The 14,532-nt window shown below is 68.1% G+C and carries 9 protein-coding genes; 6 read left to right on the top strand and 3 right to left on the bottom strand.

Annotated features, from left to right (window positions below; genetic code table 11):
• The first annotated feature begins 135 nt into the window (after positions 1-135).
• Positions 136-573 (top strand): universal stress protein, encoded by a 438-nt coding sequence (locus ACK6C6_RS13960; protein WP_409267793.1) that lies wholly within the window; start codon positions 136-138, stop codon positions 571-573.
• Between the two features lie 102 nt (positions 574-675).
• On the opposite strand, the gene ACK6C6_RS13955 is transcribed toward ACK6C6_RS13960, so the two are convergent.
• Positions 676-3,420 carry a Tat pathway signal sequence domain protein gene (locus ACK6C6_RS13955; protein WP_409267792.1) on the bottom strand — a complete coding sequence of 915 codons (2,745 nt, stop codon included), beginning with the start codon at positions 3,418-3,420 and terminating at the stop codon, positions 676-678.
• A gap of 272 nt (positions 3,421-3,692) precedes the next feature.
• On the opposite strand from ACK6C6_RS13955, the gene ACK6C6_RS13950 reads away from it, so the two are divergent.
• Positions 3,693-5,525: a glycoside hydrolase family 2 protein gene (locus ACK6C6_RS13950; RefSeq protein WP_409267791.1), complete on the top strand. Its 1,833-nt coding sequence runs from the start codon at positions 3,693-3,695 to the stop codon at positions 5,523-5,525.
• 39 nt (positions 5,526-5,564) lie between these two features.
• Positions 5,565-6,905, top strand: coding sequence for a glucarate dehydratase (gene gudD, locus ACK6C6_RS13945; protein ID WP_409267790.1), 1,341 nt, complete (start codon positions 5,565-5,567; stop codon positions 6,903-6,905).
• Between the two features lie 28 nt (positions 6,906-6,933).
• On the opposite strand, the gene ACK6C6_RS13940 is transcribed toward gudD, so the two are convergent.
• Positions 6,934-8,379, bottom strand: a complete 1,446-nt coding sequence (locus tag ACK6C6_RS13940) for a sialate O-acetylesterase (RefSeq protein WP_409267789.1) — start codon at positions 8,377-8,379, stop codon at positions 6,934-6,936.
• On the bottom strand, positions 8,376-9,185 hold the full coding sequence (locus ACK6C6_RS13935) for an NAD(P)-dependent oxidoreductase (RefSeq protein ID WP_292044621.1): 810 nt from the start codon (positions 9,183-9,185) through the stop codon (positions 8,376-8,378). The genes ACK6C6_RS13940 and ACK6C6_RS13935 overlap by 4 nt, the downstream gene beginning before the upstream one ends.
• Before the next feature lie 187 nt (positions 9,186-9,372).
• Here ACK6C6_RS13935 and ACK6C6_RS13930 point away from each other — a divergent pair, with 187 nt between their 5' ends.
• Genes ACK6C6_RS13930 through ACK6C6_RS13920 form a run of 3 tightly spaced genes read left to right on the top strand, consistent with a single transcriptional unit; the run spans position 9,373 to position 14,301 of the window.
• On the top strand, positions 9,373-12,333 hold the full coding sequence (locus ACK6C6_RS13930) for a glycoside hydrolase family 2 protein (RefSeq protein ID WP_409267788.1): 2,961 nt from the start codon (positions 9,373-9,375) through the stop codon (positions 12,331-12,333).
• A gap of 18 nt (positions 12,334-12,351) precedes the next feature.
• Positions 12,352-13,059: a GntR family transcriptional regulator gene (locus tag ACK6C6_RS13925; protein WP_409267787.1), complete on the top strand. Its 708-nt coding sequence runs from the start codon at positions 12,352-12,354 to the stop codon at positions 13,057-13,059.
• 3 nt (positions 13,060-13,062) lie between these two features.
• Positions 13,063-14,301 carry a hypothetical protein gene (locus ACK6C6_RS13920; RefSeq protein WP_409267786.1) on the top strand — a complete coding sequence of 413 codons (1,239 nt, stop codon included), beginning with the start codon at positions 13,063-13,065 and terminating at the stop codon, positions 14,299-14,301.
• The last annotated feature ends 231 nt before the right edge of the window (positions 14,302-14,532 follow it).

The raw sequence follows: 14,532 nt of genomic DNA, 5'->3' as shown, positions 1-14,532 counted from the left end.
GGCGCTACGGGCGGGCCGCGCTTGATCTGCATCAGAAAACACGGGCAACGGCCCAGAACCTGCCGACGGCAGCATGCTCCAAAGCGTATCGGCGGCGCGCGCGAAGCGTGCGTCGCTTCTGTTCTGGAGCCGGACATGTACAAGCGCATATTGTTACCTACCGATGGCTCGGATGCATCCCGACGCGCCATCGACGCCGGCGTTGAATTCGCCAGGGAGAGCGGGGCGGAGCTCGTCGCCATGACGGCCACGACCCCGTTCCGGGCCATCACCGCCGATGCCGAGATGCTGGAACTGACCGCCGAGCAGTACGAAGCCAGCAGCCGCCAGCACGCCCAGCGCCGCCTGGACGAGATCGTCAATCTGGCGCGCGACGCCGGCGTGCCCTGCACGGCGGTGCAGGTCATGTCCGATGATCCCGACGAGGCCATCATCGCCACCGCGCGCGAGCGCATGTGCGACCTGATCATCATGGCCTCGCACGGACGGCGCGGCCTCAAGGGCTTGCTGTTGGGCAGCGTGACGCACAAGGTGCTGGTGCACAGCGCGATTCCCGTGCTGGTGCACCGCTAGGCAGGGGGGAGGAGGCAGCATCAATACCGCAAGCTGCGGTATTGATGAGCGCTGCGCATGAATCGCCCCCTTGATTGTTGAGCCGGAGAACTGAATTCCCGTTCAGGTCAGCAGTCCGGCCGCGCGCGCCGCCTCGTCCAGCGTGTCGCCGCCAAGCGCCATGTGCTGGATCGCGGCCAAGCCCCACTGCGCCGAGCCGTTGGTGCTGATGCCGCTCATCTCGTCGACCGGACGCAGCACTGCCGGGCCGTCGATGCGGCGCACCGTGTGGCGCGGGCTGCCGCGCTTGAGCCAGTCCGAGGCGAAGAACTCGCGCCAGGCCCGCAGCGCCAGCGCCCGGTCGCGCAACTGGTAGGCGGCGTAGGCGGTCATGCGCGAATTGGTGTCGCTCATGCCGCGCCCGCCCGGAACCTGTCCCAGCAGCGCCACTACCTCTTCTTTCGGCGCATTGTAGGTGCGGCAGTACTGCAGCCAGGTCTTGCGGTACTCCGGCACGTCGACCAGGGTCAGGAGCTCGGAATTCATCTCGACCACGCCGAACACGCCGTTCAGGTTCGAGAACGAGGGCTTGTCGCCGGGGCCGTGGAAGCGCCCGGTAGTGTGGTCGTAGGGCGCGCCGGCGGCGAACCAGCCATACTTGAGGGCCGCGATGCTCTTCATGCCGTTGACGATCTTGTCGCGCCAGCGTACGTCGCCGCTGCGTTCCCACTCGGCCAGCCAGGCCGAGATCAAGGAGCCCCAGACGGTGCCGAAAGAGGCGCCGATGAAGGCGTCCGGGCGCGCGCCCGCCACCTTCAGCTTGCGCGAGATGTCGACCTTGTGCAGGTCCTTGTCCGAATCGAGCAGCTCGCGCATCAGGTCGCCGACGCGCTCGTCCGCCGTCAGGAAGTAATAGATGCGCCGGTAGGCCGCGTTCGAGACGCGCGGCTGCTTCGACGAATCGGCCCAGTGCTGCACCGCGTGGCGGGTGCCGAAGCCTTTGAAGGGACCGAGGTGGTAGACGTCGACCTCGCCGGTATGGCGGGTCATCGCTTCGGCATAGCGGAACAGGTCGGCGCGCCCGGTGCGCAGGTAGCTGTACCACAGCCACAGGTCGGTCGAGAGTTCCGAATTGTCCCAGGCGTAGCCGCCGATGTCGTAGCGCCACATGTGGCGGTCGGGGTCGTAGCTGTGCATCACGTCGCCGTAGGACCAGAAGCCGTACCAGCGGTGCTGCTCGGTCTCAACCAGGTACTGGTCCAGCTGCAGGTCCAGGCGCTCCTCGATCAGCTTGCGCGCCGGCGTTCCGGCATCGACCGGGTCCCAGTCGCCGAACACGCCGCATTGATGGATGCGCTGCGGCGTCAGCACCAGGCGCGCCGGACGCGCCACCTGCTCGGCCATGTCGGACAAGGCCTGGTGCGAGGGCGTTCCGCCCAGCACCCACAGCTGCAGCTCGGAGCTGCGGGCCACGCCCGTAGCCGAGTCCCAGCCCGCCTCGTAGTCTTCGTAGGTGATGTTCAGGCCGGCGATCTGCTTCTCGTGCGTGTCCATGCCGTCTTCGCCGCGGTAGGAGCGCACGTCCATGCTTGGGGCCGAGGGCGCCCACATCCAGGCCGTCACCTCCGCCATCGGGCTGGCCGCATTGCGCACGTCCAGCTGCACCGGGGCGCGCTGCCAGAAATCCTTCAGGCCCAGGGCCACGCCGCCCGCGGCCCCGCCGGCGTACAGCAGGCCCTTGCTGCGGGTGCCGGCGTTCGAGTCGATCCACGCACGGCCCGCGCGCAGGCGCTTCTGCAGGGTGAAGCCGTCCGGCGAGAGCTGCGCCAGCGTGAAGTCGCCCCATTCGGGGATCCACTGCAGGCCGTCCTGCACCGGCTTGGCCATGCCGGCGAGCGGCGGCAGGGCCTTGCCCGCCACCTGGGCCGCGCGGTAGGCGTCGCCCGGGTCGCGGCGCAGGCCGGTCACCGGCCGCACCGCCTCGCCCCAGACGCCCACGCCTTCGCCCGAGAAGCGCACGTGGCGGTCGTAGCTCTGGTCGCTCATGGGCACCTGGGCGCTCACGCCCAGGCCGGCGATGAAGTCCTGCTCCGGATTGCCGTCGTAGATGAAGGAGTGCACGATGCGCACGCTGTCCGAGCCGGTATAGAAGTACAGGCGCACCGAGAAGGGCAGCCAGTCGCGGCTGCCGTCGCTGTGCATGCCGTCGAACTTGACCACCGCACGCACCGGGCCGCTTTGTTCCACCGTGACGGCAAGCAGCTTGCTGGTGAAGGGCTGGCGCGCGACGCTGCCGCTTCTCTCCAGCTGGGCGCCGTCCTGGCGCAGGGCCACCAGCTTCATGTTTTGCATCGTCACGCGGCCGGCGCGGGTCGCGCTGCGCACCAGCACCTCGCCGCCGCGCGGCAGCACCCATGCCAGCTCGCCCGCGGTGACCAGGATGTCGTCCGCGTTCTCCTTCACCGAGACCGTGCCGCGCGCCTCGGCGCCGCGGCCCAAGCTGTAGCCTTCGGACGCGACCTTGCCCGCGACCCCGCCCGCGACCGCGTGCGCGGTCCACTTCAGCGAGCCGTCCGGCCAGTAAGCCAGCGGCCAGGACTGCATGGCGGGGCCGCTCGCGCCCAGCGTGAAGTCGAGTCGTTTGTTGGCGGGCAGGCGCAGCGTGCCGCGCGGCCAGGGCACGCCCAGGGTGCAGCCCTCGAAGCGGGCCGGGGCCTGGCCGTCCAGCCAGCGCAGCGCGGTCTCGGACACGGGGACCGGCTTGGCGCCGGTGTTGGCCGTTACCGCGCCGGCCAGGCCAGGGAAGGAAGCAAGGAAGGGAAGGGCGCTGGCCGAGCGAAGGAAATGTCTGCGCGATGAAGTGGGCACTGTCGGTCTCCGTGCCGGCACTGCCGCTGGGCGGCGCGCCGGTCTGTATTGAAGTGGAAGGGGCGTGGTCGCTGCTGATATATTAGTTGACGAAGCGAATAGTAGATCGACTCTAGCCCGTGGTCGACATGCCGTGCTGAATCACTCAAGTGCTTGACTGAACGCGGTCAGGCCATCCGATCACAAGATTGAGTGCATCGACGGCAGTACGCCCTGTAGACTTATGTGGCATACTAATATATCAGCGCCCGTCAACCGACTACCCTGAACCCATGAAAAAACTTTTCGCAGCATTCTGGATCCTCATCGGCACGCTCGCCTGCCTGCCGGCCCTGGCGGACGACCTGCGGCCCGCCTTCCTGCTCACCGGCGCACTGCACCGCGACGGCCAGGACCTGTCGGGCCAGTGGACCTATTCGAAGGATCTGTATCGCACCGGCCTCACCGACATCAACGGCTGGGTGGCCAAGTCGCGCATGCAGCGCTACCGCGACCTCGACGTCGCCGCCATCGAGGCCAAGGGCGGGGTGGACTTCTTCGAGTTCGACCTCGACCGCGGCCCGATCGTCAACGTGCCGGGCGCCTGGAACTCCGCCGCCCCCGAACTGCGCTACTACGATGGCCTGATCTGGTTCCAGCGCAAGTTCAATGCGCAGGCCTTGAGCGGCAAGCGCGCCTTCCTGCGTTTCGAGGCGGTCAACTACCGCGCCTACGTCTACCTGAACGGCAAGGAGGTGGGGCGCCACGAAGGCGGCTTCACGCCCTTCGTGCTGGAAGTGACCGAGCTTCTCCGCGCCGGCGACAACCGCCTGGTGGTCGGCGTCGACTCGACCCACGATGCCCAGTCGATCCCGACCTCGATCACCGACTGGGACCTGTACGGCGGCATCACCCGCAAAGTAGCCCTGATCACCACGCCGAGCACCTTCATCGACGACGCCATGGTCCAGCTGCGCGCGGACGGCCGCATTGCCGGCGAAGTGCGCCTGCAGGGGCCGCAGGCCGCCAACCAGGAGGTGAGCGTGGCGATCGGCGCGCTCGCCACCGTGCGCGCCACCACCGACGCGAGTGGCCGCGCCAGCTTCGAGCTGGCCGCGCCCAAAGGCCTGGAGCGCTGGTCGCCCGAGAAGCCGACCCTGTACGAGGTGCGCTTTTCCGCCGCGGGCGACGCAGTACGCGACCGCGTCGGTTTCCGCACCATCGCCGTGAAGGGAAACCAGATTCTCCTGAACGGAAAACCGGTCTGGTTGCGTGGGATCTCGCTGCACGAAGAAGAGTTCGGCCCCAACCCGGCGCGCAACATGACCGAGTCGAGCTCGCGCGCGCTGCTGCACGAGATCAAGCATGGCCTCGGTGCGAACTACGTGCGCCTGTCGCACTATCCGCACTCGGAAACCACGGTGCGCCTGGCCGACGAGATGGGCCTGCTGGTGTGGAGCGAGATCCCGGTGTACTGGACGGTGGACTGGGACAACCCGGCGGTGCTGCGCAAGGCCCTGGCCATGCAGGCCGAGACCATCTACCGCGACCGCAACCGCGCCTCGGTGATCATGTGGAGCGTCGGGAACGAGACCCCGGTAGCGGACGCGCGCACGCGCTTCCACAGCGCCATGGCGGACAACGTGCGCAAGCTGGACCCGTCGCGCCTGGTGAGCGCGGCCTTGCTGGTGAAGCACGACGGCGACGCGCTGGCGATCGACGACCCGCTGGCCGGCAAGCTCGACGTGCTGGCGGTGAACATCTATGCCGGCTGGTACGGTTCCGACACGCTCGACGCCGTCGCCAAGCTCAAATGGAAAGTGCCGAGCGACCGCCCGCTGATCCTGTCCGAGTTCGGCGCCGACGCGCTGGCCGGCTACCGCAACGACAGCATGAAGAAGTTCACCGAGGAATATCAGGCCGAGTATTACCGCCAGACCCTGGCGATGGCCGATCAGATCCCGACCCTGCGCGGCATGTCGCCCTGGATCCTGAAGGACTTCCGTTCTCCGCGCCGCGAGCACCCGGTGTTCCAGAACGGCTGGAACCGCAAGGGCATCGTGTCCGAGACCGGGGTGCGCAAGCAGGCCTTCGGCGTGCTGGCCGACTATTACCGTAACAAATAAGCCGCGGCAAATAATTTCATCACATACCTGGAGTCATCCATGAATTCGAACATCAGCGGCGCCCCGGTCATCACCGCGATGCGGGTCGTCCCCGTCGCCGGCCAGGACAGCATGCTCATGAACTTGAGCGGCGCCCACGGCCCCTGGTTCACCCGCAACGTCGTGGTGCTGACGGACAGCGCCGGCAACGTCGGCCTGGGCGAAGTGCCGGGCGGCGAATCGATCCGCCAGACCCTGGAAGACGCGCGTGGGCTCATCGTCGGCAAGTCGCTGGGCGACTATAACGCCGTCCTGAACGCCATCCGCAGGGAGTTCGCCAAGCGCGACGCGGGCGGGCGCGGCCTGCAGACCTTCGACCTGCGCACCACCATCCATGCGGTCGCCGCGGTGGAGTCCGCTTTTCTGGACCTGCTGGGCCGGTTCATGAACGTGCCGGTGGCAGCCCTGCTGGGCGAGGGCCAGCAGCGCGCCGCGGTGCCGATGCTGGGCTACCTGTTCTACGTCGGCGAGCGCCAGCGCACCGGGCTGCCCTACCGCAGCGAAGAGGGCGCGGACGATGCCTGGTTCAGGTTGCGCAACGAAGCGGCACTGACCCCGGAGGCGGTGGTGGCCCTGGCCGAAGCGGCGCAGGCGCGCTACGGCTTCCAGGACTTCAAGCTCAAGGGCGGCGTCTTCTGCGGCGACGAGGAAATGGAAGCGGCCGTGGCGCTGCACGAGCGCTTCCCGCAGGCGCGCGTCACGCTCGACCCGAACGGCGCCTGGTCGCTGGAGGAAGCGGTGCGCCTGTGCCGCGACAAGCACGATGTGCTGGCCTATGCCGAAGACCCCTGCGGCGCCGAGAACGGCTTCTCGGGCCGTGAAGTGATGGCCGAGTTCCGCCGCGCCACCGGCTTGAAGACGGCCACCAACATGGTCGCCACCGACTGGCGCCAGATGGCGCACTCGATCCAGCTGCAGTCGGTGGACATCCCGCTGGCCGACCCGCACTTCTGGACCATGCAGGGCTCGGTGCGCGTGGCCCAGCTGTGCGAGATGTTCGGCCTGACCTGGGGTTCGCACTCGAACAACCACTTCGACATCTCGCTGGCGATGTTCACCCACGTCGGCGCGGCGGCGCCGGGCAGGGTGACGGCGATCGACACCCACTGGATCTGGCAGGACGGCCAGCGGCTGACCAGGGAACCGCTCAGGATCGAAGGCGGCGAAGTCAAGGTGCCGGCACGGCCGGGCCTGGGCATCGAGCTGGACGAAGATGCCTTGGCGGCCGCGCACCAGGCCTACAGGAACATGGGCCTGGGCGCGCGCGATGACGCGGCGGCCATGCAGTTCCTGATTCCGGGCTGGAAGTTCGACAACAAGCGGCCTTGCATGCTGCGATGAGAAAATGCGGCGCGATGCGCCGCTTTTCTCATATCCGTGATGGATTCTTCGGAATCGGGTGTTCCGACCGGAAGGGGACGGCCGGCAGGCCGGCGCCGTTGACCAGGTTGGGCGTGGCCGCCTCATGCCAGGCGAAGCGAACGGACTTGGGCTCGCTCACCTGCGGGCTGTCGACGAGCACCTCGCCGCCCCGGATCGTGGCCGTCGCGGGATGGTAGCGGCCGTCGCTGCCGGCGATCTCGAACCAGTCGAGCGGCTTGCCGTCGCGGGCGGCCAGCCCCTGCGCATGGTCGAAACTGAGGATCGCCTGTCTGCCGGCGAAGCGGATCGCGCGGTAGGTCGGGCCATAGGGCTCGATTCCCGGCCGCTCGTAAGTCTCGGCCAGCGCCAGGTTGGCCAGGCGCAGCCCGACGCTCTGCTTGTCGCGCGGATGGATGTCGCGCAGGTCGTCCGCCAGGTCGGTGGTGACGACCATGCCCGTCTTCGGAATACGCAGCGCATCAAGCTGGGCCTCGCGCAGGCGCGGCAGCGATTCCGGGCCCCCGACACCCTGGTCCTTGCGCACCACGGAATACAGGTGCGGCGCCAGCTGCACGTAGTAGAAGGGCAGATCCTGCCCGAAGGCGCGGCGCCAGCCCCGGACCATCGCTTCCATCTTCGCCGTGTAGGCGGGACCGTCGTCGGTGTGGAGGATGTTCGATTCGCCCTGGTACCAGAGCGCGCCCTTGAGCTTGACGGGCGCCAGGCCGGCGATCATGCCGTTGTACAGCGAGGCCGGCTTGTCCTTGACCGCGGGCGGCAAGGCGAGCTGCCCGAGCAGGTCCGGCGGCGTCCACGATTCGATGCGGGTGCCGCCCCAGGTGGCGTCGATCAGGCCGACGGGCGTGCCCAGCTCCTCCTTGATGCGGCGCCCGAAGCTGTAGGCGGCCGCCGAGAACTGGGTTGAGATGAGTGCGGCAGGCGTGCTGCGCACCCAGGCGCCGCTGACGTCCTCGCCCGGCTGGGCGGCCTTGAGCCTGGCCACCTTGAACAGGCGGATCTCGGGCTGCTCGGCGCCGGCGAGCGCTTCCTCGGAACCGAAGGTGGGCAGCTGGCCCTTCTTTTCGCCGAAGGGCTTTTCCATGTTCGACTGGCCCGAGGCCAGCCACACTTCGCCGACCAGCACGTCCTTGACGACGATCTCCTTGCCGGCGCCGCGCACCGACAGCACGCCCGGCGTCGACGGCGCCTGGCTCAGGTCGAGGTGGAGGCGCCAGCGCCCGTCGCTATCGGCGACCGTGCCGAGCGTCTGGTTCCCGAAGCGTACCGATACCGCTTCGTTCGGCGCCGCCCAGCCCCATACCGGCACCCAGGCCGCGCGCTGCAGCACCATGTGGTCGGACAGCACGCTGGGCAGGCGCAGCTCGGCGCCGGAGGGCAGCGCCACCAGCAGGAACGCGACCAGGCCGGCCGCGCGGGCGTGAGGGGATCTCATGACGGGTACTTCGGTCCGATGTTCAGGAAGGGGCCTCCCTGCAGGAAGGTGGTGAGGTCGTCCGGGGCCGGGTACGTGACCTCGGTAGGCAGCTTGTCGAGGAACTGCGCCGAGCTGTCTTTTGCGACGAAGGCCAGGTGGCGCGAATGGCGATCGTCCCACCAGCTGCCCGGATTGCTTGAAACGCCGAAGGCGATGGTGTGGCCGACCCGTGGAGTGACCAGGGAACGGCGCAGCAGCTCGACCAGGTCGTCCAGGCTGAGCCAGGTGACCATCTGGCGGTGGGTGCCGGGTTCCGGGAAGCAGAAGCCGATGCGCAGGCACACGGTCTCGATGCCGAAACGGTCCCAGTAGTAGCGCGACAGGTTCTCGCCCCAGACCTTGGACAGGCCGTAGTAGCCGTCGGCGCGCGGCAGCATGCCGGCGTCGACCCGTTCGCAGGTTGGGTACATGCCCATGGTGTGGTTGCTGCTGGCGAAGACCACGCGCCGGATGCCCAGCTTGTGCACGGCTTCGTACAGGTTGACCATGCCGAGGATGTTGGCTTGCATGATGGGTGCGAATTCGACTTCGGTCGAGACGCCGCCGAAGTGCAGGATCGCGTCCACGCCTTCGCACATGCGCATGACCTGGTCGCGGTCGGCCAGGTCGCACTGCACCACTTCCTCGCCCGGGCCCGCGGGTCCGATGTCGGCGACGTCGGCCAGGCGCACGATGTCGGCGAATTCGTGCAGGCGTTCGCGCAGGCGGCGCCCCAGGTTGCCGCCGGCGCCGGTGAAGAGGATGCGTTTGAATGGTTTGCTCATGGTGCTCATGGCCTTATAGGACTGGTTGAAACGGATGCGCCATTACCGGCGCATTCGCGGCGGGTGTCAACGTTCGGTCAGCGAACGCTCACGATCTTGAGTAATTCGGCAAATGCTGAACAATAGCACGCTAAGCTACTAATATATTAGCTCGTATCCGCGCCGTGTTCTACCCTGGAGACCCTCGATGTTCCGATCCGCTCACTTGAGCCTGTCCGCCTTTGCGCTGGCCGCCTTCCTCGCAGCCGCCCCGGCCCATGCCGAGCGTGCCCAGTACGACTTCAATCCCGGCTGGAAGCTGATGGTCGGCGACCCGGCGGGCGCGTCCCAGGCCGGCTTCGACGACAAGGCCTGGAAGCCCGTCACCCTGCCGCGCGCCTGGAACGAGGACGACGCCTTTGCCAAGGACATCGTCGACCACTCGACTGGTGTCGCCTGGTATCGCAAGCGCTTCAGTATCAAGGACCTCAGGCCGGGCCAGAAGGTCTTCCTCGAGTTCGAGGGGGCGCGCCAGGCGGCGGAAGTGTTCGTCAACGGCCGCCGTATCGGCCTGCACGAGAACGGCGTCACCGCCTTCGGCTTCGAGATCGGCGACGCCCTGGTGAAGGGCGAGAACCTGATCGCGGTGCGCACCGACAACCGCTGGGACTACAAGGAGCAGGCTACCCTCCAGCGCTACCAGTGGGCCGACCGCAACTTCAACGCCAACTACGGCGGCCTGCCGAAGAACGTGCGCCTGCACGTGACCGAGCCGCTGTACCAGACCTTGCCGCTGTATTCGAACCTGGGCACCACCGGGGTCTACGTCTATGCGCGCGACTTCGACATTCCGGCACGCACGGCGACCATTGCCGCCGAATCCGAAGTGCGCAATGACGGGCAGCAGGCGCGCAGCTTCACCTACGAGGTCGAAGTGCGCGACAAGGACGGCAAGACGGTGGCGCGCTTCGCCGCGCCGGCCCAGACCCTGGCGCCCGGCGCCACCACGGTGGCCAAGGCCAGCGCGCAGGTAAAGGGACTGCACTTCTGGAGCTGGGGCTACGGCTACCTGTACGACGTGCTCACCACCCTGAAGGTCGACGGCAGGCCGCTCGACCGCGTCACCACCCGCACGGGTTTTCGCAAGACCGAATTCGGCAATGGCGTGATCAAGCTGAACGACCGCGTGCTGCAGATGAAGGGCTACGCCCAGCGCACCTCGAACGAATGGCCGGCGATCGGCCTGTCGGTGCCGGCCTGGCTGAGCGACTACAGCAACGGCCTGGCCGTCGAGAGCAACGCCAACCTGATCCGCTGGATGCACATCGCGCCGTGGAAGCAGGATGTGGAGTCGCTCGACCGCATCGGACTGATGCAGGCCATGCCCGCCGGCGACTCTGAGAAGGATGTCGACGGGCGCCGCTGGGGCCAGCGCGTGGAGACCATGCGCGACGCCATCGTCTACTACCGCAACAACCCGAGCATCCTGTTCTACGAGTCCGGCAACAAGGGCGTGAGCGCCGAGCACCAGCTGGAGATGAATGCGCTGCGCGACCGCTTCGATCCGCACGGCGGACGCGCCGCCGGCAGCCGCGAGATGCTGAGCACTGCGCTGCAGCAGGTGTCCGAGTACGGCGGCGAGATGTTGTACATCAATAAGAGCGCGCGCATGCCGATGTGGGCCATGGAATACGCCCGCGACGAAGGTGCGCGCAAGTTCTGGGACGAGCTCAGCCCGCCCTTCCACAAGAATGGCGACGGCCCGCCGCACAAGGGCCAGCCGGCGCTCTCGTACAACCACAACCAGGACAGCTTCGCGATCGAGACCGTGCGCCGCTGGTACGACTACTGGCGCGAGCGTCCGGGCACCGGCACGCGCGTCTCGAGCGGCGGCGTCAACATCATCTTCTCGGACAGTAATACCCACCACCGCGGCGCCGAGAACTACCGCCGCAGCGGCGAAGTCGACGCCATGCGCATTCCGAAGGACGCCTTCTATGCGCACCAGGTGATGTGGGACGGCTGGGTCGACGTCGAGCGCCCGCGCGCCCACATCGTCGGCCACTGGAACTACGCGCCCGGCACGGTGAAGCCGGTGCACGTGATCTCGAGCGCCGAGACGGTCAAGCTCACCCTGAACGGCAAGACGGTCGGCAGCGCACGCCAGAGCGAACGCTTCCTGTTCACCTTCGACCAGGTGGCCTGGGAAGAGGGCGAGCTGAAAGCGATCGGCTACGACGCCAAGGGCAGGCAGGTGTGCGAGACGCGCATTGCAACGGCCGGCAAGCCGGTGGCGCTGCGCCTGACGAACATCCGCTCGCCGCACGGCCTGCGCGCCGACGGCGCCGACCTGGCGCTGGTGCAGGTCGAGGCGGTCGATGCCCAGGGCCGCCGCAATCCGGTGGCGCTCGACACCGTGCACTTCGAACTGGATGGCCCGGCCGAGTGGCGCGGCGGCATCGCGCAGGGGCCAGGCAACCATGTGCTGGCGCGCTCGCTGCCGGTCGAGGGCGGCGTGAACCGGGTCTTGGTGCGCAGCACCACGCAGCCGGGAAAAATCACCCTGCGCGCCCGCGCCGATGGCCTGGCGCCGGCGACGCTGAGCTTCGCCTCCAACGCGGTCAAAGTCGAGGGTGGCCTGGCCGCGTTGCCGGCGCCGCCGCCGCTGCGCCTGGACCGTGGGCCGACACCGGCTACGGCGTCCTTCACGGTCTCGCGCATTGCGGTGCCGGTGGCCTCCGCGCAAGCCGCCAGCAACGGCGAACAGGCCGCGCACTCCTTCGACGACGACGAAACCACCAACTGGACCAGCAAGACCGGCGAAGCGGCGGACATCACCTACCGGCTGGCGCGCCCCGCGCTGCTGCGCGAAGTGACGCTCAAGCTGGCCGGCTGGCGCGAGCGCAGCTATCCGCTGCGCGTGTTCGTGGATGGCGTCGAGGTCTGGCGCGGCACCACCTTGACGAGCCTCGGCTACGTCACGCTGCCGCTCAAGCCACACCGCGGCAGCCGGGTGCGCATCGCGCTCGACGGCCAGGCGGACGATGCCGGCGCGATCCAGCTCACCGAGGTGGCGAACCAGGCGAATACCGACACCGGCGCCCAGCGCGTTGCGCGCACCGCGCTCGCCATCGTCGAAGCCGAGTTCTACGAATTCCCGGAATCCTGATTGCGGGGGGGAGCTTCGATGAATCTTGTCGGCATTCCGTTTCGCCTCGACCGCTCGCGCAACGCGACGGTCCAGGTGTTCGAGCACCTGCGCGAGCTGATCGTCAGCCTGGCGGTCGGGCCGGGCACCGTGCTGCCGCGCCCGCAGCTGTGCGAGTACTACGGGCTGTCGCTCAGCCCGGTGCGCGAGGCGCTGCTGCGCCTGGAGGAAGAACACCTGGTCGACATCTATCCGCAACACCAGACCCAGGTGCGCCGGATCGACCTGGCGCAGGCGCGCCAGGCCCACTTCCTGCGCCTGTCGGTGGAGCTCGAAATGGTGCATACGCTGGCGCAGCGCGGCGATGCCGCACTCGGGCGCGCGTTGCAAGCACTGGTCGCGCGCCAGCGCGCCTGCCTGGAAGCGGGCGACCTGGCGGGCTTCACGGCGGTGGACATGGAGTTCCATCGCGCCATGTACGACGCGGCGGCGGTGCCCGACCTGTGGGCCCTGGCCCGCAGCCGCAGCGGCAACCTGGACCGCCTGCGCCGCCTGCACCTGCCGATGAACGGCAAGGCGCGTTCGATCCTGGCGCAGCACGCTGAGATCGCGGAGCGCATCGCGCGCGGCGACGCCGAGGGCGCGCAGCGCAGCGTGCGCATCCACCTGTCCGGCACCCTGAACGCGATCGACGCGCTGCGCGAGCGCTACCCGGAGCTGCTGCTGCCGGTCGATTACCGGAGCTGAGCCATGCGGCGCCGTCCCTTCCTGCTCACCCTGGCATCCGTGCTGCCGGCCGGATGCGCGTCCATCCTGCCGGGCCGGGGAGATGCGGCGCGCGTGCTGGGCGTGATCGAGTACGGCCAGTCCAACTCGGAGGGCCAGGCCATGCAGGCCGCCTCCGTGCTGCATGCCGAATACCCTGCGGGGCTGCGCATGCCGCGCACGGCATCGGGCAACGTGTGGCTGGGCCAGGCCACCGTGGGCGGCCGCTCCTTCGAAGCGGACGCCGTCACCGGCCTGGCGCCGCTGCGCGGCGCGATGGGCAGTGCCACCCACGGCAGTACCGCCGGCGAAAGCATGGTGCTGCGCCTGGCGCAATCGGCCCGAGACGGCCCGGAGATCGTGCTGTTCAATGTCGCCGAAGGCGGACAGAAGATACGCAAGCTGGCGCGCGACGCGGCGCCGCGCTACCACGGCTTTCGCAACCTGATGCGCACCGCGCAAGCGGTCGACGCGGCGCTGCGGCGCGAAGGCAAGCGCTACGTCGTCCCGGTGGTCATCATGGCCCAGGGCGAGAGCGATGCCGGCGAGCCGCGCCTGGGCGAACTGCAGGAGCAGGTCCGCGCCGAGATCGAGGCGGGCATCCGCGCCATCACCGGGCAGCGCGAGCCGGTGTGGCTGCTCAGTTCCCAGCCCTCGAGTTTCGACGCCGATTCAAGCGGCACGCGCGCGATCCTGGCGCGCCATGTGCAAAGCCTGGGGGAGGGCGGCGCCTACTTCTGCCTGGGGCCGACCTACAACTTCCCCTTCGCTCACGATTTCCTGCATCACAGCAGCGAAGGACACGACATGCGCGGCGAGCTGTATGCGGTCGCCTTCGAGCACCTGCGCCGCCATGGCCGCTGGGACGTGCTGCGTGTCCTTGAGGCGCGCGTGGCCGGTCCGGACCAGATCCTGCTCACGCTGAGCGAGCCTGCCGAGGTGGAGCAGCTCCCGGGCCTGGCGCTGCCCATGCTCGGCATCGGCCTCGATGGCGGCGCGCTTTCTGCGCTGCGGGTGGAAGGCGACATCATCCGCATCACCACAAGCGGGCCGGCCGCCGCGGTGAAGGCGGTGCGCCTGGGACTGGATGGACACCGCGGCAAGCGCAGCAGCGAGACCATCCCGCGCACCAGCATCCGATCGGCCACGGCGTATGGCCGGTATCGCAGCGGAACGCCGATCCGCAAATGGCTGTGCCACCAGCAGATCGCCCTCGAGCGATAACCTGGCGCGGCCTTGCGATGTCATAAACGGCATCAGTCGCCATCGGCAGATGTGGCGCTTTCGCACCAACCGCTCAAGCCCATGAGTGTTTGGCGCAATTAGTTCGAAGCCGGTTGTTGTATTGATTTCATTCAATAACAATCGACTGCGTTCATCGTTGAGCACAACGATCACATAAGACAGACAACAAGGAGGAGAGATGGCACCGTATACCAAGCATGGGTTCCCCGT

It is taken from the genome of Massilia sp. BHUDP2, assembly GCF_046236355.1.
Lineage (GTDB): Bacteria > Pseudomonadota > Gammaproteobacteria > Burkholderiales > Burkholderiaceae_D > Telluria > Telluria varians.
Note: the sequence above shows the minus strand (reverse complement) of the source record. Positions and strands in the feature narration are given on the sequence as shown.

What these genes read in the sequence shown, in the direction of transcription:
- ACK6C6_RS13950 (WP_409267791.1), top strand. Translation starts at nt 3,693, where the DNA reads ATGAAAAAACTTTTCGCAGCATTCTGGATCCTCATCGGCACGCTCGCC.
- gudD (WP_409267790.1), top strand. Translation starts at nt 5,565, where the DNA reads ATGAATTCGAACATCAGCGGCGCCCCGGTCATCACCGCGATGCGGGTC.
- ACK6C6_RS13930 (WP_409267788.1), top strand. Translation starts at nt 9,373, where the DNA reads ATGTTCCGATCCGCTCACTTGAGCCTGTCCGCCTTTGCGCTGGCCGCC.
- ACK6C6_RS13960 (WP_409267793.1), top strand. Translation starts at nt 136, where the DNA reads ATGTACAAGCGCATATTGTTACCTACCGATGGCTCGGATGCATCCCGA.
- ACK6C6_RS13925 (WP_409267787.1), top strand. Translation starts at nt 12,352, where the DNA reads ATGAATCTTGTCGGCATTCCGTTTCGCCTCGACCGCTCGCGCAACGCG.
- ACK6C6_RS13935 (WP_292044621.1), bottom strand. Translation starts at nt 9,185, where the DNA reads ATGAGCAAACCATTCAAACGCATCCTCTTCACCGGCGCCGGCGGCAAC.
- ACK6C6_RS13940 (WP_409267789.1), bottom strand. Translation starts at nt 8,379, where the DNA reads ATGAGATCCCCTCACGCCCGCGCGGCCGGCCTGGTCGCGTTCCTGCTG.
- ACK6C6_RS13920 (WP_409267786.1), top strand. Translation starts at nt 13,063, where the DNA reads ATGCGGCGCCGTCCCTTCCTGCTCACCCTGGCATCCGTGCTGCCGGCC.